A 20,266-nucleotide genomic window follows, 5' to 3' on the forward strand; every position below is an offset into this window, starting at 1 on the left:
TTGTCGGGAACCAGGATAATACCGGGAACGTTAAACGGTATAGCGCCAACAAAGAATTTGAAATCAAAAGGGAATGGTGTCCGGAGGCGTGGGCGGTAATGGGCTGATTTTCGGGCATTACCGACCTCTGCTGAGGTTTTCTCGTATTTCTGGGGAGCCGGTGCGTTACTGTCACTGTCTGGCACAGCAAGCTCAGAGGCGACGGGGCGCTTTGCTCCGCTGATTCCGGATAATCCCTCCCCTGTAACCTACTGCAACAGTACAAATAAACTGACGCCTGAAACGACAGCCAGAATCAGCACAGGCAGTAACGTCAGTAGACAGAGCAGACGATCGGTATTTCGGTAATAGCCTGAGGGAGGCGTTGACGCGCAGTCCGGGAAACATTCCGTATTATGAGGGATGGCGTTATCATAATCTCTGCACACTGTTTTGCGTATCACCATCACGCCCTCCTCACAACCTTCCCCGTAACTGGCTTTTTGCATTAAAAAAACAACGCAGCCGTCAGTCCGGAGACGACAGTCGGGTTATCACAGAGTGCCTGAGCAGGGAGGACTCTGCGCATTTTTTACGGCGTGGTTATTCCGTATGAACGAAACCATACGGAGATTTATCCATGACCTACAAATACAATCCCTTCTGGCAGCAACGTATTCGTGAGACGGTGCTGCACGCACTGAATGTTCATCCACGCCTGACGGCACTTCGGGTTGACCTGCATCTCCCGGATGTACCGGCAGCAACGGACGCGGCTGTGATATCCCGCTTCATCAATGCCCTGAAAGCCCGAATCGACGCTTACCAGAAACGTAAGCATCGGGAGGGTAAACGCGTGCATCCCACAACCCTGCATTACGCCTGGGCCCGGGAGTTCGGGGTATTCAGGGGCAAAAAACACTATCACCTCCTGCTGCTGGTCAACCGGGATACCTGGTGTCGTGCCGGCGATTATCGCGATCCGGGGTCACTGGCCGGAATGATTGAACAGGCCTGGTGCAGTGCCCTGGGGGTGGATGCCGGATGCTATGCCACGCTGGTGCATTTTCCGGTCAGGCCGGCGGTGTGGCTGGAACGCGATGATGATGCTGGTTTACGGGATATGCTGAAGCGTGCTGACTATCTCGCGAAAGAGTACACCAAAGTCAACGGTACCGGTGAGCGCAATTTTGGCTGTAGCCGGAGTTGAACACGACAGGCGCACCAATACCCGGCAAACCAAAAGTATGGGTTGTTGTCTGGCGGCAACGATGTATCCACTCGCCCACTGACTGTTTTTTACGTCAGTGTTCCATTGTGTGACAACCACAGTGCGGTAACAGCAACCAGCCTGCTTTACCCAAACTCCAGTCCAGATTTTAACTGAACCGCCATTCACACCCTGACCACGCTGCCCATACCGGGACGGCTGTTGCCTGCGTGTCGTCTGGCGGCTGAGGAATATGACTATGTACGCAAAATCCTTTCTCGCTCTTGATGGCAACGGACGTCTGACGGGCGCCCGTACTGCACAGGCCGCACCTTATGCTCACTACACCTGCCACCTTTGCGGCAGTGCACTCAGATACCACCCGCAATACGACACTGAGCGTCCCTGGTTTGAACACACTGACGACGGGCTGACAGCGCACGGTCAGCAGTGTCCTTATGTCAGGCCGGAGCGCAGAGAGGTACGCTTGATTAAGCGTCTGCAGCAATTCGTACCGGATGCCTTACCCGTGGTGCGTAAAACCAGCTGGCACTGCAGACAATGTCACCACGATTATTATGGGGAGCAGTACTGCACACACTGTCATACAGGGCGTTTCAGTGAGGAGGCAGTGGCAGGATGAACGGTCTAAAAACGGGGCTGGGGATCACGCCGGGTGAGCACATTATCAGTGCCGATTCTGCGCTCAGCAGAAATATCAGGCATTGTTTCTGCCTTTCCTGTCGTGGTCGGTTGATTTTGCAGACAGATGCTCAGGGGGCGTGGTTTGAGCATGATTTACATGCCCTGACCGCGCAACAGAAGACGGACTGCGTGGTGCTGAATCCGGAAAAATCCCACCCTTACATTGAGGATATGGCGATGTTTTTATCGCCATTACCGACCGTGCTGGAGTGGCATTGTGTGATGTGCGAGAGGTTTTTTCATGGGAAGAAGTTCTGTGAGGCATGTGGTACGGGGATTTATTGCAGAGCGGTATGTACAAAGTCTGTTTACAGGTACCAGCCAGATTTGCTCCGGGACCTGGAGTGAGGAGGACGCAACATAATAACTTTATCATGACAGGAACGCTTATGCCGGAGCCTTACGGTCCGGCGTTTTGTTCCGCAAACGGTGGATCACTGGCTGCATCTGCTGGCGATCTGTTTTACGCACCACTCAGACAAGAGAGACATTGACGAACTTCATCACCTGCGGACAAATGTTTTGGGTATTTAACGAAGTTGCGCAGAATAACCATAGCCACTGGTTATGGCAACAATTTTTCGTCGATGACTGGATGAATCATCTGTGCTTCTGTTGATTTTTATGGACTGATGGCGTTTTGTCAGCTGAATATTTATACGGGATTCTCTTCAGTACGATTACACGAATTGACTATCTTTTTTCCAGTGGTTGTTTATCAAGACATCACAGCTAATGAGGCCGAAGAGGTCAGCAGTCAGAAAAAATGCGGAGTTATCATGGGATACTGCATCAGTAATCTGTATCTGAGAGTGGTATAAAAAGACTCTTGATTAGGCAACATTTCAGTTAACGCCGTAAAGTAACAATATAAGTTCTTGATTGTTAAATCATGGTTATATTTCAGTAGAGGAGTGAGTGAAGTTTATGCAGAAAAAATGCATGTTTTTATTAATACTTTTCCGTTTCCCTTGCTACCTCCCATAAAGTACGGGCACCACGACGAAGAGGCGTACGCCTTATTTTTCCTTCTTTTTCAAGACACATAAGATAATGGCGGGCCTGATAGGCACTCATTTCAAAACGCGAGACAATATCAGTCGTTCTGCATGGTGCCTTTATTTCCTGAATAAAATCCAGTATCTGCTTTTTCTTCATCTTCTGTTAACACTCTTAGCTGTAATCCTTTTTATTATACATCCTTACTTACGTTGAATCTCATTGCCATCTTTTATCATTGCAACCACATGAAAATAAAGGATGTTAGTAATGGTAGTGCTCTGTTTTGACTGTTTATTGCTTTATTGAGTGGTTAGTGACTGGGCATATTTTTGTTTCTGTGTTTTTAATTTCCATGTTTAATATTTTTTATTATTCTAAATTCATATTTTTTGTGAAAATTGGGATCTGTTTTTTGATGAATATCTAAATAAGAACAAAAAACCTATCCAGTAGGCAATATTGGTGTTTACAAAAACAACGATCTTTTTATCTGTTTTTTGTTTTTGGTTTTTTATTCTATGTTTATTGGTTTTAGCGGTGTTTTGTGCCATTAAATGGTTGTTGTTTGGTCATAAATATCGTTAAATTAGTGTTTTTCGCTATAAAGCACCGTGATAGTCTTCACCACAGAAAACAGGACGGCAGCAGAGTGAATGCGTTTTTGTTATCCGGATTTATGCCGTCTTTTTGTCTGGTTATATTTCTGGAATAGATGTAAATGAACAGCAGTGACCTGTATCTGAGCAAGAAGCACGGGCGTACTTTGTCGCCCGGAAAAATGTCAGAGAGCCAGTTCTGGTTATTAGCTGAAATATCTCCGGTTCACAGTGAAAAAGTTCTTAATGCGCTGAGGTATTTTCTGGTTCTGGGTTATACCCGAAGGGAGGCCTGTGAACGATATGAGGTTTCTCAGGGATATTTCTCTGGTGCTCTCGGGCGTATTCAGCGTACCCATCAGGCGGTAAACAGGCTGGTTCCTTTTTATATATCAGAAGCCGGTATTCCATATACGGGATAACAGTTGCATGAAAAATTTATCGCTTTCAGTACTTCTGCTTCTGGCAGGGGGCGGGGTTTCTCACGCCGCTGTTCAGAAAACCGTATTCAGTGCTGACGTGGTGGCTTCGGCCTGTCATGTGGTGGTGGATGCGGACAGCACCGGCAACAGTGGTCGGCTGACATTCGGAACTTACCGCAAGTCCTCGGGGGCGTCTGTGCCTCCGCGTGACTTCACTGTGCGTCTGTATGAGTCCGGTGCCACGGTTCAGGGCTGCTCAGCATTCAAGGCCGGGCAGGTCGCCACCCTGGATTTTGGTAACCCGGGGCAGCTGGATGCAGGGGGCGTGGTCACCCGCGGTGCCGGTGATGGTGTTCGCGTGGATGTGCGGGCGGTGGATGCGCAGGCAGATTATCGCGGACGTCTGACTCAGGACAGTCATTCGGTGAATTACCCGGTGGAGTTTGCTGCTAAAGGACAGTTCCGTTTTCGTGCGCAGCCGGTGTTTCCGGCGAACGTGAAGGCGGGGGAATACACGGGTGCACTGACCTTTGTGGTCACGTATCAGTAACGGAGAAAAGGATTGTGTGTACAGGAAAGAAGGCAGTTGCAGAGCCGGTTTCGTCCGTGTTTTTCCGTCGGGCCGCACTTGCGCTTGCCGTATCAGCTGCTTTTGCCAGTACCACAGGTAGCGAAGTAGGCTTGATCCATAGGTGCCTGTACACTCAACACCAATTCGCTTTAATGCCCCAAACGAAGTCATCCATGCCAGCATCTGCCGGTAACCTTGCCGTGTTGTGGAGAAAAACTGGGTCCCCAGAACTTTATTGTTCTGATCTACGACAGCGGCAACATGCAGATCTTTATGTGTATCCACGCCACCCACAACAGCGGCTTCCGTAACTTTACCTGCCATAACAGAGCTCCTGTGAGGAAACAGAGTTGAATCTCCAGACTGATAACCCGGACAGGCCAGTAACGAGACAAGCCGTCAGGCCTTTCTTGGGTCACGCGCACCGGTGAGGAGATGCCTCGCATGAAGGCGCTTCCGGTAACCGACGAGTCCAGGGCAGGACACAAGAGGTCGATCGCTGTGTGAGTCAGGATGCGGGAAGGTCTTCACTGCATCAGTAATCACACCAATCGGGTTAAACGGCAAACTGTAGTGGTCAAGTAATACTGGCCACGGTTTTACAGTAAAAATGGTATCTGTTCTCTGACTCTTCCGGCGTCAGCCCTCCGTTATAATGGTGAGGCCTGACGCTATTGTAATAATTCAGAATATAACTGCTGATTTGCTGCCGGGCCACGTCTTTGCCTGTGTAGCCATCGGTTGGCACCCATTCTGTTTTCAGACTGCGGAAGAAGCGTTCCATTGGACTGTTATCCCAGCAATTTCCCCGTCGGCTGACACTTTGCTTTATCCTGTAACGCCAGAGAAGTTGTTGATATTTCAGTCCTGTATATTGACTTCCCTGGTCGCTATGAAACATGACGTCCCGCGGCTGACCACGCATTTATAGGCCATCCGCAGGGCATTGCTTAACAGTGCGGTATTGGCATCCGCTGACAGACCCCAGCCGATAACCTTGCGGGCAAAAGGATCCATGACGACCACCAGATAGCACCAGCTATTTCCTGCCCAGATATACGTAATATCTTCGCACCATACCTGGTCTGGCTCCGGCACAGCAAACTGACGCTCAAGCAGATTCGGCAGGCTGGTATGCTCCTGGCGGGCATTTTTGTACTGATGTTTTCCGGGCTGGCACCTGCTCAGGTTCAGGTATTTCATCAGCCGCCCGGCACGATAACGGCTCATCGGGATGCCATTTTGAATCTGCATATCTGCCAGAGTGCGCGCACCTGCGGAACCCTGACTCTGGTTCCAGGCACGGCGTATTACGCTATACAACCTGACTCGCGCCGGATCAATGGTATCACGCCGCTTCTGCCAGTACCGGTAACTGCTGCGATGTGCGCCCAGAGCAGCACAAAGGCTGACAACCGTGTGGCTGCCGCTCAGTCTGTAACTATCGCAAACCGTTCAGCGAGTCGGACATCAAGAGCGCGGTAGCCTTTTTTAATATTGTATTTTGTTCCTCCAGACGATGAACCTGCTTTTCCAGCTCACGAATACGTTGCTGCTCTGATGTGAGTGGTGATGCAGAAGACGTGATACCCTAACGTTCTCGCCTGAGCTGACGTATCTATGCCTCCAGAGTAGAGTAACCAACATTCATAGCTTCACTGGTTTTCCGATATGAGTAACCTTTATCAACGATAAGCTGGGCGCATTCCAGCTTAAACTCAGGAGAGAAGGTTCGTTTTGTTTTCTAGTTCATTAAGTCACCTGTTTTATGTTGTGGTGAGGATATCACCTTTAATCAGGTGGCCAAAATTACTGTGCCACTACAGAGATACTTTTCATCCTTTGTTGATAGCAAAATTAAGTAAATCACTACATCTCATAATCAGGTCATCGATAATCAGTATCAGCTCAAAGGCATATTGAATATCTAATACTCGACAAATCGTTCTGATAATATCATCCGTCTATAATTAAACTCAGAGGACAGTATCATGCAAAACTATATTGCTAAATCTGTTGATGTTTCCGGCTTTGATCTTATTATCACTGATGCATCGGGCAATAAACAAACTATTAAGGATGGTCTTTCTTCTCTTTTAATGGGGGAGGTTGAGATTGTTTCCCCATCTGGACAAAAAATTACGTCCCAGGCTGTTGTGGATTCTCTAAGTGGTGCCGAACTGGGGTTAGATAGCTCCTTCTACGACGAACTAATTAAGTCAGATAAGAGTGTTGATACCGAAACTAAAGAGGCTCTTGTTGTTACGAATGAAACAGTTGAGGATGAGGCTAACAAAGAACTTACTCAGCTGAAAGCACAGCTTGAAAACTATAAGGAAGCTCTTGAGGAAATGCTGGTGAAGGAAATGCAATCTCAAGAGGAAAATCCAGCACCAGAACAGAAGGAAATCCAAGAGGAGAGGATTGCTACAAAGCTATCAGAGCAATTGAGACCTGAGGACATGGTGGTGCAGGTATCGACTCCACAGACAGCTTCGAAACCGAGCAGTGTCTCTGGTTCATCGTCTTCTTCAAGTTCTCAGGTTACCAAGCAGGAGTCTGTCCAGGAGTCTACAGAGCAGAAGCAAACGCTACTATTCATTACTGGTGCGCTAGATGAATCATCTGATTCCGGTACACTCAATGATGGTGTGACGAATATCTCTCAGCCCGTCCTTGCCGGTAAAGCCACGCCAGGCATGACAGCCGAACTGATGTTTGACGGCAAAACGTATCCATTAAGTGTGGATCTTAATGGTGCCTGGAAGTTCACCTTACCTTCTACGTTTGAAGATGGTTCTTATACTTACGAGTTACGCATTACTAATCCAGAGACAGGCGAGTCGTACAGTATTGAACAGAGCATCATTATTGATACTTCTGTCAGTCTGTTGATGGCTGGTTTGGCCCCTGAGGATGACACAGGTGTCAGTCAGACGGATGGAATAACCAGCCACACAATGCCTCTACTGACAGGTAAGACTGAACCCAATTCCACACTGACGGTAAAATTGGGCAATCAGTCATGGACGGTTAAGGCAGATTCAAAAGGCCAGTGGCAGGTAAAAGTTCCTCAAGCGCTTGAGGATGGTGAGTACACCTACAATGTAACAGCACAAGATGCTGCAGGTAACACTATCACCAAAGAGTTTACATTCACAGTCGATACGCAAACCTTTCTGACTGCTTCTATTGAAGGAACCTACATGGGAGAAACGGAGGGCCACTTTCTGTCTCCCCATGCCAAACCGGTTTTTCAGGGAGAGGCAGAAGCTGGCAGCTCGCTGGTACTGAATATAAACGGTAAGGAATATTACGTCACTGCAGATAAAAATGGCAAATGGGCCATTTCCCTACAGGATATCTTGCCGGATGGACTGTATGTTTATGAAATCATCGTGACTGACGTAGCAGGTAACAGCCAGCGTCTGGAAGGAAAGCTTGAAATCGACACAACGCCTCCCGAGGTGCAGGTTGCCTTGGAGGATAGCTGCGACTCATCGGTAAAGGGCGACTGGCTGACTAACGTAGATAAACCAGCCTTTGTCATCACGACCGATCCTGGTTCAAAAGTAATCGTGACCTTAGATGGTAAGCGTTATGAGCTTGTTGCAAGCGAAGACGGTAGCGTAACAATTCAGTCTGAATACGTCCTGGCAGATGGCGAGCATGTTATTACTGTGGAAGTTGCCGACAGATTTGGTAATGTTTCTACTGTCAATAAAACCCTGACTATTGATACCCAGGAACCTGAAGTGACAGGTGGACTGGATAAAGATAGTGACAGTGGTATTTCTTCCTCCGATAACCTGACAAATGTTAAAAACCCCATATTAACCGGTCAGACTGAAGCCGGAGCATCTGTGGTCATTAAGCTAAACGATCAAGAATGGCTGCTGGAAGCTGATGATAATGGCAATTGGCGTCTTCAACTGCCCGAAACTCTAATGCTTAATGACGGAATATATACTTATACTGTGACAGTCACGGACAAGGCAGGTAACAAGAGCGAGCAGGAGTTCAGTTTCACACTTGACACCCAGGTGTCATTGAGCGTAGCGCCAGAGAATGCGACGCTGAAAGATGATAAGTATATTACCAATAACAAATTACTTTCGTTTGCCGGTAAATCTGAACCCGGAAGCGTTATCACGCTATTCATTGATGGCAAATCCTTTAATACAACGGTCAAAGAAGATGGCTCATGGTCATTTGAGTTACCGGAACAACTCGCAGACGCTGAATACACATACACGGTAAGCGTCACCGACGCAGCTGGTAATACAACTCAGGAAGAAGGCAAAATCAGTATCAGCACTAATCCGCCAGTTATATCTGTCTCTCTGGCAGGCGAATCAGATTCAGGTATCAAAAATGACTGGATCACCAACCACAAAAAACCAGAGATCATACTAACAGCCCCGGAGAACTGTGCAATCAAAGTTACGATTGCAGGTGAAGAAGTATCTGTTACAAAACAGGAAGACGGTCATTGGATAGTTAGTTTTGACAAAGAACTGGTTGATAATAAATATCCTTTTAAGGTTGAGGTTACCGATATTTATGGCAACGTAGCTGTATTTGAGGAAACTCTTATCATTGATACTCAAGCTCCAGAAGTCACTGGCGGAATTGATAGTGCATTTGACACAGGAGAGTCTGATTCCGACAGCATTACGAACATAAAAAAACCCGTACTGGCCGGGAAAACGGAGCCGCTGACAAAGGTTGTTCTTGAATTTAATGAACAACGTATAGAGCTAACATCAGATGAAAAAGGAAACTGGCGATATAATATTCCGGAAGACTTAGATGACAATACTTATAGCTACAACGTGACGGTGACAGATGCTGCGGGAAACATTACTCAGGAAACATTTGAATTTACAGTAGATACCAGTATCAGCCTTACTGCTGGACTCGATCAGGCCTATGTAATAGAAGGGCAAAAGAATGCTACCAGCAGCCTTCGCCCTAACCTGAGCGGAATGACAGATCCTAACAGTAAGGTTATCGTCAACTGTGGCGGTAAAAGATATGAAACCGTTGCAGATGAAAGTGGGAAATGGAGTGTCAGTCTGACGCAGAATGCTGATATGGGTGAAAATACTTATACGGTGACGGCTACAGACAAGGCTGGTAATACCATCACAACGGAGTCTAAGTTTACCTATGTTCCGGATGGTATTAAACCACCTTATGTCACTATTGAAATTGAAAGGGAAAGTGATACCGGAATTGTAGGCGACTATATTACGTCTAACAAACGACCTGTACTCACCGGGAGTGCCACGCCGGGACTTACTGTGCTGCTGACCGCAGGCGGTCAGACCTATTCAGTTGAGGCTAATGATCAAGGGATATGGCGCTTGGAGCTGACAACAGATCTGACAGAAGGCCTGAATAGTATTGAGGCAAAAGTCACTGACTCTTCTAATGGGCTAACTAGTACTGCAAATTCAAGCGTATTTATTGATACGGGGGTTCCGGTGGTGGATTTTTCGCTGGAAGAGATCCGTGATACTGGCATTAAAGGGGATTTTATCACCCAAAACCGCTGGCCTGTTTTTGTGGGTAAAAGTGAGCCTAACTGTACGGTAACTTTTCAGCTCGGTGAAACAACTGTATCTGTCAAAGCTGATAACCAAGGCAACTGGCGCGTCGCATGGCCTAATCAAATGGCGGCTAACTCAACAAACAACTTCACTATTACAATTGAAGATGTGGCAGGTAACTCCACGCAGGATAATGTAACCCTCGTTGTAGATAACAGTGCACCGAATCTAACATTTTCTGGTGTATCTGATGAAAGTAATACAAGCTCTGTGGGCCCTTGGTATACAACAGATTTAACACCAACTCTAACAGGACAGTCTGAACCTGGAGTACAAATAAGCATTAGATTTGGTTCTTGGACCTGGACTACAACAACCGATAATAACGGTAAATGGGAATTTACCTTACCAGAAGGTGTTATTCCGGATAACGGCAGACAACAGCAGCTTAGTTTCACCATTACAGCTACTGACGCAGCAGGAAACTCAAAAGAGCTTCGTAATTGGGTTGTCAATGTCCACAAAAAGCATAATTTTTCTGCTACCAGTGAGCTGACTCCAGAAACGGACAGTGATCAGAAGGGGGATATGGTAACCACCAATGCTCGACCTTCATTTCAGGGAAATATTAATCTGGATGGGGGGGGAAGCGTTATTGGTGGTGAGTTAGTTATCAACGGTACAACCTATCCTGTAGTGATTCATCAGAGCGGTAATAGCTGGTCATGGAGCTGTGCATTAACGAGTGATCTGCCTTCAGGTCAGCATGATTACACGGTAACTATCCGTGATTCATGGGGTAACGTGACCACCACTACGGACACTGTCACGATCACCAATCTGTCTGTACATTTAGATGAAAAGTCTGATACCGGGGCTCTGGGTGATAACATCACTTCAGACGATACTCCTCGTTTGACCGGTACCTGTACGCCCGGCGCTGTCGTTCGCGTGGAGATCAATAATAAGGTCTATGACGCAATAGTAAGCGATGGAAAATGGTATGTAGACATTCCGGACGAACTTACCGACGGGACTCACAGTTACAAAGTTATCGAGTCAGCGGGGGGGATTCAGTCATCCGTAATAGGTGAGATCACAATTGATACCCAAAATAATCGGCTAACGGCAACACTTGAACCGAGCGGTGATAGCGAAAGTATTATCAACTGGAGACAACCCGCCTTTCAAGGTACTGGAGAACCAGGCGCTACCATATCTATCAAGGTGAATGGTAAAACCTGGACCACCACTGTGAATCAGGACGGTCGTTGGAATCTGCAGTTGGCAAATGCAAATTTGCCTGATGGAGACTATACCGCCGAGATTATCAGCACAGATAAAGCAGGTAATCAGACTAGTATAACGACATCATTTACTATGGATCGAACTGCACCTGTTGTGAACTATGGCCTGAGTGATGATGCACTGGTAAGCAATGGGGTGCTGTATACGAACAGTACTTCAGCTATTCTGCATGGGCGGGGGGAGCCGGGTAACACGATAAAAGTTGTTGTGGGCAATAAAACTTACAACACGACCGTGGATAAATCAGGTAAATGGCAGGTTGATATTACAGGCCAGCTGCAGGGCAACACCACCACGTTGAACGTCAGGATTGAAGAAACGGATAAAGCGGGTAATACAGGAACTGTCAGTACCCAACTGGTTTATGATACCGAGACACAGGAGATTACCACCGGGCTTGATGCTTCCTCTGCAACCGGTGAGACAGGATGCACGAATGATAAAACACCGACACTCACCGGGACCGCGGAGGCCGGAGCTACAGTAACCATTACCCTGAACAATCATGACTATACTGTTACCGCCGATAACAAAGGTCAGTGGACTTTTACACTGCCTGAGCTGAGCGATGGTACACACAAGGTCTCGGTCAGCTATACCGACAAAGCCGGTAACACCTCTGACAGGAAGGAATTTGAGTTTGAGGTAGGCACTAAACCGGTTCATGTAGCTGATACCACACCAGTAGGGAATAGTGATGAGCATTATTTCAAGGGGCAAACCCATACGCTGACAGGAACCGCCTCTCCGGGCAGTACTGTGGTCGTGGTGGTAGACGGAACGTCACATAGCGTTACTGTAGAACAGAATGGGTCGTGGAACCTGACACTGAATAACCTGACTGATAAGGAATATACCTATACTATTACAGCTACCGATAAGTTTGGTAACAGCAACAGTGTCCAAGGGCAGTTCGTTATCGATAATGAAAAACCTGATACAACCTGTGAACTAGTGACGGACTCGGGTGACAAAGGTGATAACATCACCAACGTCACTAACCCCGTCTTCGCCGGACAAACTAAGCCTGGTGCAAAAATTGAGTTCGAGATTAACGGGCATAAATATGCGACTACTGCAGACGGCAGCGGTAAATGGCAGATCACGGTAGAAGATGCTCTGGGTGAACAAGACTATCAGTACACTATCAAGGTTACCGACAAGGCGGGTAATGAGAACGTCCCGCAACAGGGCAATGTGACGATTGTACTGAACAATGCACAACAGGTTCAGGACGTTGTGCTGGCTGACAGCGTAGATATTGATGGCCAGAAGGTAACTAAAGATACGTCGCCTCAGTTGCAGGGCAAAGCCCCGTCTAATGCGCTGGTGATAGTGACCATTGCTGGTAATCATTACTATGCCACTGCCGGTATGGATGGTTCTTGGGCTATAGAGATCCCTGGGCCGCTGAATGACAAAACATATAACTACAGCATTCAGGTACAGGACCGCGCAGGTAACCTGGGGCCTGTGGTAAACGGAACGTTTGTCATTGATACCACTGCCAGACTGGAAGTGACGGGCGTACAGCATGACAGCGCTTCCAGTGTGCCCGGGCATATAGCTGGTACATCCACCCCTACTCTGATCGGTAAGGCTGAGCCAGGCTCAGTAATAGTGGTGACAATAAATGACGTGCAGTATAAGGCAGATGCGAACGAGAATGGACAATGGTCCATCAATGTTAGCCACTCTCTCCCGGACGGTGTCTGGAACTATACGGTCCAGGTCACTGATAAGGTGGGAAATACGTCGCAGGTTACGGGCTCTCTGACGGTGGATACAGCGGCCCCGCTCATTAATGAGGCTTGTCTGGCAGAGGAGAGTGAAACAGGCTTTGCGGGTAGTCAGCTGACGAAATACTCGTGTCCGAAGTTTACAGGAATCACCGAGCCGAACGCGACGATCACTCTGAAAGTCGGTGAGCAGACCTTTACGTTTAAAGCCGATCATACAGGGCACTGGACATTCACCATACCTGAAGAGAACAAGCTGACGGATGGTAAATACGAATATACCGTCACGGTTGTCGACCAGGCCGGAAATGCAGCAGAGACAGAGTTTAAAGGCGAGATCACAGTTATGGCTACGCCCCCTTCGGCTGATGCACAACTGAGTGCAGAGTCCAACACTGGTGGTCAGAATGACATGGTGACAAAGAATCAACAGCCTACACTGTGCGGAAAGACAACGCCGGGTTCTGTTGTCGTAATCACTGTAAACGAGCAGCAACATCTGGCTAAGGTTGATGCTGAGGGTAACTGGACGTTCACGTTTAATGAAAATCTGAATGAGGGTGACCATGCCTTTACGGTGAAGGTCACCGATCCGGCAGGTAATATTAGTACCGCTCAGAATAAGGTGACCATCGATCTGACCAGCCCTGAGCTGTCCGATGTGCAGGTTGAGGATAAAGACGTTATGCTTTCAGACGAGGAACACGCGAGTGAGTCACTGCTTACGAACAGCCTGAGGCCACGTTTTGAGGGAAATAGCGAGCCTTATTCTGTAATCAAGCTCACTATTGGGGGGCATACCTATACTACTGTTGCGAATGAACATGGAGCTTGGTCTCTGGAAGTGGCGAATGAGCTGGACAATAAGGAGCAGCCTTACAGTCTGGTAACCATCGATCGGGCCGGCAATGAGAGTGTGTCATTCGGCTCACTCACGATAGACAATGAGGTGGCAGCAACAGACGTTGAGCAGGCTCTGAGCGTGGGGATGGATGAGGTGCAGCTGATCGGCAGGGTGGAAGACGACGTTGTGAGCGTGAAGGTCACGATTGGTGAACACACCTATAATGCAACAATTGTGGACGGAACCTGGTCGGTAGGCATTGATGCCTCTCTGTACAAGAATGGTCAGGAGTATTCCGTCGAAGTGACTGACCAGGCCGGTAACGTGGCAACGAAAGAAGATGCTTTTGCTGTCGACAGGGAGATCAACACGCCGCAGGTGGAACAACATCTGTGGATTGGTGGCGATCAGGTGCAGATTACCGGTTCTGCTGATGAGGATGTAACCAGGCTGTCGCTGGTAATTAATAATACCGACTATGAGGCAACGGTAAGCGATGGTAAGTGGAGCGTCAATATTCCACAGTCGGTGTTTGATTCAGCACAAAATTATACTATTACCGCAATTGATAAGGTCGGAAATATGATTTCTGAAACGGTGGAGTTCAGAAGTGATGAGACGAACATGGGAACAGAAGATAATAGTAATACTCTCTCCCCAACTAATGTACAGGAGGATATTTCAGAACCTGCCGTTCAGGTAGATTATGAAATTGACATCCAACATGAATATTAAACAACTTATTTACTAATTAAAGATAAAAATAAAGCCTCCGAGAAAGATTAATGTATTGGGGGCTTTATTGAGAGCAGAGCTCTGTTTACCATGAACCTCTCCAAAAACAGGACAATATATATATTATCTCTGTTTTCTACGTGAGGTTTTTTCAGAATGGTGAACTTTCGATAATTTTTAATGTTGAATATAAGGGAAACCATCATGGAGATCTCCTGGAGCCGCGCGCTATGGCGCAATTTTTTGGGCCAGTCCCCCGACTGGTACAAACTCGCCCTCATCATTTTCTTAATCGTAAACCCGTTAATTTTCCTCATCAGCCCTTTCGTCGCTGGCTGGTTACTGGTAGCGGAATTTATTTTCACTCTGGCGATGGCCCTGAAATGCTACCCGCTACTCCCCGGTGGTCTGTTGGCTATCGAAGCGGTATTCATCGGCATGACCAGCGCGGAACATGTTCGTGAAGAAGTTGCGGCAAATCTTGAAGTCTTGCTGTTACTGATGTTTATGGTGGCGGGTATCTATTTTATGAAACAGCTGTTGCTGTTCATATTTACCCGTTTGCTGTTAAGCATTCGCTCCAAAATGCTGCTGTCGCTCTCTTTTTGCATGGCGGCGGCGTTCCTCTCCGCGTTCCTCGATGCCTTAACCGTCGTGGCGGTGGTGATCAGCGTCGCAGTCGGTTTTTATGGTATTTATCATCGCGTAGCCTCTTCCCGTGCCGAAGATACCGACCTGCAAGACGATAGTCATATCGACAAGCATTACAAAGTGGTTCTGGAACAGTTCCGTGGCTTTCTGCGTAGTCTGATGATGCATGCCGGTGTCGGCACCGCATTAGGCGGCGTGATGACCATGGTGGGCGAACCACAGAACCTGATCATCGCTAAAGCGGCTGGCTGGCATTTTGGCGATTTCTTCCTGCGCATGTCGCCGGTGACCGTCCCGGTTCTGATTTGTGGCCTGTTAACCTGCCTGCTGGTAGAGAAGCTACGTTGGTTTGGCTACGGTGAAACGCTGCCGGAGAAAGTCCGCGAAGTGCTGCAACAGTTTGACGATCAAAGCCGCCACCAGCGTACCCGTCAGGATAAAATCCGTCTGATTGTCCAGGCGATTATCGGCGTCTGGCTGGTGACTGCGCTGGCACTGCATCTGGCGGAAGTTGGTTTGATTGGTTTGTCAGTCATTATTCTGGCGACATCATTGACCGGTGTCACCGATGAACATGCTATCGGTAAAGCCTTCACCGAATCTCTGCCATTCACCGCACTGTTGACGGTGTTTTTCTCGGTCGTCGCAGTGATTATCGACCAACAACTGTTTTCGCCGATTATTCAGTTTGTGTTGCAGGCATCGGAACATGCTCAGCTGTCGCTGTTCTATATTTTCAACGGTCTGTTGTCATCCATTTCGGATAACGTCTTCGTGGGGACGATTTATATCAACGAAGCGAAAGCAGCAATGGAAAGTGGCGCTATCACGTTGAAGCAATACGAGCAGCTGGCGGTCGCCATTAATACCGGTACCAATCTGCCCTCCGTCGCTACGCCGAACGGTCAGGCTGCGTTCCTGTTCCTGCTGACCTCTGCACTCGCGCCATTGATTCGCCTCTCTTATGGCCGCATGGTGTGGATGGCCCTGCCTTACACCCTCGTCCTGACATTCGTCGGGCTGCTCTGCGTCGAGTTTACGCTTGCCCCTGTAACCGAATGGTTTATGCAAATGGGCTGGATAGCAACGCTTTGATAACAACTTACCGGGCATATAAATGCCCGGTTTGCCTTTTCGCCCGATAATTGTCCAATTGCGTCCTGTTTTTGCTGCCTCCTGGTGGCGCAGCGAATGAATTGGTTTAAACTGCGCACGCTATGCATATTGCCAGGAAGTAAATCGGAACCATAGGTATAGTAATCTGCATTTGAAATCGACCCGACCTGCATTTACCCCGATTTTCAGCCCACATTAGCTGCAATCGCTACTAGTTACAAACCCATAATACCTGCACATAACCCTCCATCTTCGCGGAAAACGCAAAACAGCACAATGCCCTGAATGCCTTAAACGCAGCGACTCTGTTCATAGTTGTCGTCGGCGCCGGATACAGCATCTACCCTGCTCAGGGCAGACGCTATGGCTTGTATTTTCCGTCCGCCACTGGTACTGCCGTAACCCGGCTTGTTCACGTAAAATTTTTGCCGAGTCGCTTGCCCCCTTCGCCGGTTCACACCAGCAGTCTTCACAGGCGTTACAAAATTTACAACGTCAACTGGGATTAATAGTAAGCGTCAACGGAGCACCGTATTGACGCTTATTTATTGGTGAGAACTACGTTCCATGGCAGGAGTTCATCAACACGGTTGGAGGGCCATTTCTATAGTACGCTCAGAATATGGCGCAGATGCGCTTTCGGAGTGATACCGTTCAGACGGCAGGTGCCGATCAGCCCGTACAGCAGTGCACCACGCTCGCCGCCGTGATCGCTACCGAAGAACACGTAGATGATATGACCTTTATATACTCACTATAGCATTGGGGGGATATTCCAGAGGAGGTCATCATGCATTCGGAAAATATTGCGGCTTACGTCGGGCTGGATGTGCATAAAGAAACGTTGGCGGTTGCTATTGCTGCACCTGAACGGCTTGGCGAAGTTCGTTATTATGGTACGATTAACAACGAAGCCCAGGCTGTACGTCGATTATTTCAGAAATTGCAAGGACTTTACGGAAACATTCTTTCCTGCTATGAGGCTGGCCCTTGTGGTTTTGGGCTATATCATCAAATCACAGCGATGAATATAAAATGCCAGGTTATTGCCCCTTCCCGGATACCAAAATCACCGACAGACAGAATCAAAAATGATCATCGGGACGCAATTTCTCTCGCCAGGTTACTGCGGGCTGGAGAACTTACCCCTGTCTGGATCTCTGACCTGACTCATGAAGCTATGCGGGATCTAATCAGAGCCTGTGCAGCAGCTAAACGAGACAGCAGAGTTGCCCGACAGCGAATTCTGAGCATGCTATTGCGAACAGACAAACATTATGCTGGAAAGCACTGGACAGGAAAACACCGAACCTGGTTAGCTAATCAATCATTTAGTCAGCCATCTCAACAGATTGCTTTTCAACACTATTGTCAAAGTCTGGAGCAGATTGAAGATCGTATACTTCAACTCGACCAGGAAATATCTCGCCTGTTACCTGAGTGGTCTCTGTGCAATCTGGTCTGCCAGTTGCAGGCTCTTAAAGGTGTTGGTCAGCTAATTGCAATAACACTGGTTGCTGAACTGGGTGATTTTTCGCGATTTTCCAATCCCAAACAGCTCATGGCTTTTCTGGGACTGGTGCCAGGTGAATATTCCAGTGGAAACAGCGAACTGAGGCGTCTGCTTTACGAAGCCGCCTAGTCTTATCGTACACCTGCAAAAGTTGGTGCATGGCTTATATATTACCGACCGGACTCTGTAACACAATATTCCAAAGATATTGCATGGAAAGCTCAACAACGATTGTGTTCTCGTTACCGAAGTCTGACAGCAAAAGGGAAAAAATCACAAGTAGCCATTACGGCGGTGGCTCGTGAGTTGACTGGATTTATGTGGGATATTGCACTTGCTGCCCAATCATCATTCAGTCAGCAGAAGCAAAATTAACCCCTGAAGCAGTCAGACACGGAATGAGTGATCCTCGTAAAAGAATTCAGGGAAGCCAGAATACGCTAATACCTGCACGTAGAAAGAGGCCAGCTCACTGCGTAAATCGTCATGGGGCTAAAATCCCCGAATAAGAGTTTGTAAAATCCAAGATACAGTCTGACTGTTTCAGGTTCTTTAATCCGCGATATAACGAAGCTCCCGGAGCTGCGTAAGGTTTTTTTGGGCTTAATATTTGACAAAGGTCATAAGAATTTTTCTTTCCGAGACAGACTGCACGAAGCGCTCTTTCCGCTGTGTTATTGTCCGCCTCCGCCAGACCGTCATCACTGTAATAACAGAGGGCGTCCCATTCTTATCCACCATCCATTCCTGCAGCGAGGTCAGTAACGCTTTACTTCGCTGCTGCCTGACTGCAAGACGCTCTGACTCTGGTAATCCCCGTATTTCATCCTCGATGGCGTACAGCTCACTGATTCGCTTCAGGGCTTCTTCTGCCGTCGCACTTTTGCTGCTGATGTATACATCGTGGATTTTTCTCCGGCATGGGTCCAGCACGCAACTTCTGTCAGCGCACCATCTTCACGTTCTGCACTGAACAGCCTGTCGTAACCTGTGAACGCATCCACCTGCAGGATACCCCGGAAGGGGCGGAGGTGTTGCTCTGCGGGGGGCCCCCTGCCGGTTCGGTGAGTACGCGAACCAGACCGCCGGAGGAGATGACGAACCCGCATTGCGATCATCCTGGACATACGTCCAGATGCGCCCTGTTTTCGTCTTTTTCAGGCCCGGTGCCAGTATGTTTACCGGTGTGTCGTCAGTGTGAAGGGGGATGCGGACGATTTCCTAGACTGCTTTATTATGCCACCCCACATTGTTGGCGGTACATTTCAGGTCTGACTGCACCCAGCGATAATTTTATACGCCGCTCGTTATACCATCTGATGTAAGCATCCACATGCCGCATGAACTTTTCAGGCGTGATGCTCCGGCACTGTCTGCCAGCCAGACGATGCTGAACAGAGGCGATGTGAGGCCACAAGTTTCTCATTACTGTAGATCCTCAACTCGTCATCCAGTGATATTCGTATCGATACCGGCTTACCACACATCGCTTCGGGAACGCTGTAACGATTACCGCCAACCTCGATATAGCTGTCCCAGGACACATGGCGGATGTCGAAGTAACTGGTATTGAAGTCCGTATCCGGTAACGGCTGAAAATGTTCCTGCTCCAGCGCGAAGCGCTGTTCCGGCGTTTCTTTGAACTGGCGAAGCTCCAGTTTGTCATCCACATCGGCTATCCTTTGCTCCAGTTGTTGATTGACAGGAGTGAAGCTGTCGAATCTGCGGTACTGGACGAAGAAGTTCTCCTTGAGGTATTTCACCATCCGTTCCACCTTACCTTTGGTTTTGGCCCTTCGTGGACGGTTGGCCCGTGGCAGGAAGCCATAGTGATCGGCCAGCAGCAGGAATCCGGAGTTGAACACGACTTTCCCGTTGTTATTTTTCAGCACCGCAGCCTTCTGGTTATCAACCAGCACCGTTTTCACGCGGCCACCAAAGCGCAGAAGGCTCTTGCAAGTGATTCATGGTTATGTTCTGCATCCTGTCTGGGAGTGGCAAAAACATAGACACAATATGAGAGCCCCAGTGTGTTAACCTCGAAGATAATCCCGCATCGTTGTCCTGCAATCTCAGATTCGACTTATCCTCAGTCATACTGGAGCTGATAACCCAGCAGAATTTCGAAGCAAACTGTTTTCTTTGATAGCCACATCTTACGCCTGGACTGGATATAGTAATGCAACATGGCTCGTCCACCGGGATAGTCCAGATTCTTTATTTCTACGAGGATAACTTCGGCGTTTCAGACATTTTCTACTATACGCTCTCAATATAATCCATGAATGGTCTGTGCAGTGAGATTAAAAAAAGAAGATAT

Annotated in this window: 11 protein-coding genes and 8 pseudogenes; 9 read left to right on the forward strand and 10 right to left on the reverse strand. The window is 48.1% G+C overall.

The features are described from left to right. Nucleotides 1–248: 248 nt before the first annotated feature. Nucleotides 249–446, reverse strand: coding sequence for a hypothetical protein (locus ACK8NJ_RS03880; protein ID WP_000236764.1), 198 nt, complete (start codon nt 444–446; stop codon nt 249–251). A 173-nt stretch (nt 447–619) separates the two neighbouring features. Here ACK8NJ_RS03880 and ACK8NJ_RS03885 point away from each other — a divergent pair, with 173 nt between their 5' ends. The 3 genes from ACK8NJ_RS03885 to ACK8NJ_RS03895 all read left to right on the forward strand — a co-directional run bounded on the left by ACK8NJ_RS03885 (nt 620) and on the right by ACK8NJ_RS03895 (nt 2,242). Further along, nucleotides 620–1,189 carry an inovirus Gp2 family protein gene (locus ACK8NJ_RS03885; protein WP_000221488.1) on the forward strand — a complete coding sequence of 190 codons (570 nt, stop codon included), beginning with the start codon at nt 620–622 and terminating at the stop codon, nt 1,187–1,189. Between the two features lie 259 nt (nt 1,190–1,448). After that, nucleotides 1,449–1,832, forward strand: a complete 384-nt coding sequence (locus tag ACK8NJ_RS03890) for a putative zinc ribbon protein (protein ID WP_063103179.1) — start codon at nt 1,449–1,451, stop codon at nt 1,830–1,832. Further along, nucleotides 1,829–2,242, forward strand: a complete 414-nt coding sequence (locus ACK8NJ_RS03895) for a putative zinc ribbon protein (protein ID WP_063103178.1) — start codon at nt 1,829–1,831, stop codon at nt 2,240–2,242. Before ACK8NJ_RS03890 ends, ACK8NJ_RS03895 begins: the two co-directional genes overlap by 4 nt. A gap of 603 nt (nt 2,243–2,845) precedes the next feature. Here the strand turns inward: ACK8NJ_RS03895 and ACK8NJ_RS03900 are convergent. Next, entirely contained in the window at nt 2,846–3,052 is a 207-nt protein-coding gene (locus ACK8NJ_RS03900; RefSeq protein ID WP_063103177.1) for a FaeA/PapI family transcriptional regulator, read from the reverse strand. 562 nt (nt 3,053–3,614) lie between these two features. On the opposite strand from ACK8NJ_RS03900, the gene daaA reads away from it, so the two are divergent. Continuing rightward, entirely contained in the window at nt 3,615–3,914 is a 300-nt protein-coding gene (gene daaA / locus ACK8NJ_RS03905) for a F1845 fimbrial adhesin operon transcriptional regulator DaaA (protein ID WP_063103176.1), read from the forward strand. A 7-nt stretch (nt 3,915–3,921) separates the two neighbouring features. Then, nucleotides 3,922–4,464 (forward strand): fimbrial protein, encoded by a 543-nt coding sequence (locus tag ACK8NJ_RS03910; RefSeq protein ID WP_063103175.1) that lies wholly within the window; start codon nt 3,922–3,924, stop codon nt 4,462–4,464. 114 nt (nt 4,465–4,578) lie between these two features. Here the strand turns inward: ACK8NJ_RS03910 and ACK8NJ_RS03915 are convergent. Together ACK8NJ_RS03915 and ACK8NJ_RS03920 are read right to left on the reverse strand one after the other, a co-directional pair. Further along, a pseudogene (locus tag ACK8NJ_RS03915) lies at nt 4,579–4,809 on the reverse strand (IS110 family transposase); the annotation flags it as partial. A 253-nt stretch (nt 4,810–5,062) separates the two neighbouring features. Next, nucleotides 5,063–6,196 (reverse strand): annotated as a pseudogene (locus ACK8NJ_RS03920) (IS3 family transposase). A 280-nt stretch (nt 6,197–6,476) separates the two neighbouring features. On the opposite strand from ACK8NJ_RS03920, the gene ACK8NJ_RS03925 reads away from it, so the two are divergent. The 3 genes and pseudogenes from ACK8NJ_RS03925 to ACK8NJ_RS03935 all read left to right on the forward strand — a co-directional run. Then, nucleotides 6,477–14,666, forward strand: a complete 8,190-nt coding sequence (locus ACK8NJ_RS03925) for an Ig-like domain-containing protein (RefSeq protein ID WP_411962137.1) — start codon at nt 6,477–6,479, stop codon at nt 14,664–14,666. Between the two features lie 204 nt (nt 14,667–14,870). Then, nucleotides 14,871–16,412: a Na(+)/H(+) antiporter NhaB gene (gene nhaB, locus ACK8NJ_RS03930; RefSeq protein ID WP_210173277.1), complete on the forward strand. Its 1,542-nt coding sequence runs from the start codon at nt 14,871–14,873 to the stop codon at nt 16,410–16,412. A 259-nt stretch (nt 16,413–16,671) separates the two neighbouring features. Then, nucleotides 16,672–16,944 (forward strand): annotated as a pseudogene (locus ACK8NJ_RS03935) (transposase family protein); the annotation flags it as partial. A 30-nt stretch (nt 16,945–16,974) separates the two neighbouring features. Here the strand turns inward: ACK8NJ_RS03935 and ACK8NJ_RS03940 are convergent. Continuing rightward, nucleotides 16,975–17,163, reverse strand: a pseudogene (locus tag ACK8NJ_RS03940) (transposase domain-containing protein); the annotation flags it as partial. A 60-nt stretch (nt 17,164–17,223) separates the two neighbouring features. Between ACK8NJ_RS03940 and ACK8NJ_RS03945 the strand changes: the two are divergent. After that, nucleotides 17,224–18,321, forward strand: a pseudogene (locus tag ACK8NJ_RS03945) (IS110 family transposase). 109 nt (nt 18,322–18,430) lie between these two features. On the opposite strand, the gene ACK8NJ_RS03950 reads toward ACK8NJ_RS03945, so the two are convergent. The 5 genes and pseudogenes from ACK8NJ_RS03950 to istA all read right to left on the reverse strand — a co-directional run. Next, entirely contained in the window at nt 18,431–18,640 is a 210-nt protein-coding gene (locus ACK8NJ_RS03950) for a hypothetical protein (RefSeq protein WP_411962506.1), read from the reverse strand. Then, nucleotides 18,550–18,950, reverse strand: a pseudogene (locus ACK8NJ_RS03955) (IS66 family transposase). The gene ACK8NJ_RS03950 and the pseudogene ACK8NJ_RS03955 overlap by 91 nt, the downstream one beginning before the upstream one ends. Beyond that, nucleotides 18,904–19,164: an IS66 family transposase gene (locus tag ACK8NJ_RS03960; RefSeq protein ID WP_404855453.1), complete on the reverse strand. Its 261-nt coding sequence runs from the start codon at nt 19,162–19,164 to the stop codon at nt 18,904–18,906. Before ACK8NJ_RS03960 ends, ACK8NJ_RS03955 begins: the two are co-directional and overlap by 47 nt. A 16-nt stretch (nt 19,165–19,180) precedes the next feature. Continuing rightward, nucleotides 19,181–19,324: pseudogene (locus tag ACK8NJ_RS03965) on the reverse strand (IS3 family transposase); the annotation flags it as partial. Next, a pseudogene (istA, locus tag ACK8NJ_RS03970) lies at nt 19,296–20,238 on the reverse strand (IS21 family transposase); the annotation flags it as partial. The pseudogenes istA and ACK8NJ_RS03965, both read right to left, overlap by 29 nt. Between the last annotated feature and the right edge of the window lie 28 nt (nt 20,239–20,266).

This window comes from Escherichia sp. F1 (assembly GCF_046764225.1).
GTDB classification, from domain to species: Bacteria; Pseudomonadota; Gammaproteobacteria; order Enterobacterales; family Enterobacteriaceae; genus Escherichia; species Escherichia coli.

Coding starts and splice junctions, on each gene's coding strand:
- ACK8NJ_RS03900 (WP_063103177.1), bottom strand. CDS start 3,052: ATGAAGAAAAAGCAGATACTGGATTTTATTCAGGAAATAAAGGCACCA.
- nhaB (WP_210173277.1), top strand. CDS start 14,871: ATGGAGATCTCCTGGAGCCGCGCGCTATGGCGCAATTTTTTGGGCCAG.
- ACK8NJ_RS03895 (WP_063103178.1), top strand. CDS start 1,829: ATGAACGGTCTAAAAACGGGGCTGGGGATCACGCCGGGTGAGCACATT.
- ACK8NJ_RS03885 (WP_000221488.1), top strand. CDS start 620: ATGACCTACAAATACAATCCCTTCTGGCAGCAACGTATTCGTGAGACG.
- ACK8NJ_RS03925 (WP_411962137.1), top strand. CDS start 6,477: ATGCAAAACTATATTGCTAAATCTGTTGATGTTTCCGGCTTTGATCTT.
- ACK8NJ_RS03890 (WP_063103179.1), top strand. CDS start 1,449: ATGTACGCAAAATCCTTTCTCGCTCTTGATGGCAACGGACGTCTGACG.
- daaA (WP_063103176.1), top strand. CDS start 3,615: ATGAACAGCAGTGACCTGTATCTGAGCAAGAAGCACGGGCGTACTTTG.
- ACK8NJ_RS03910 (WP_063103175.1), top strand. CDS start 3,922: ATGAAAAATTTATCGCTTTCAGTACTTCTGCTTCTGGCAGGGGGCGGG.
- ACK8NJ_RS03880 (WP_000236764.1), bottom strand. CDS start 446: ATGGTGATACGCAAAACAGTGTGCAGAGATTATGATAACGCCATCCCT.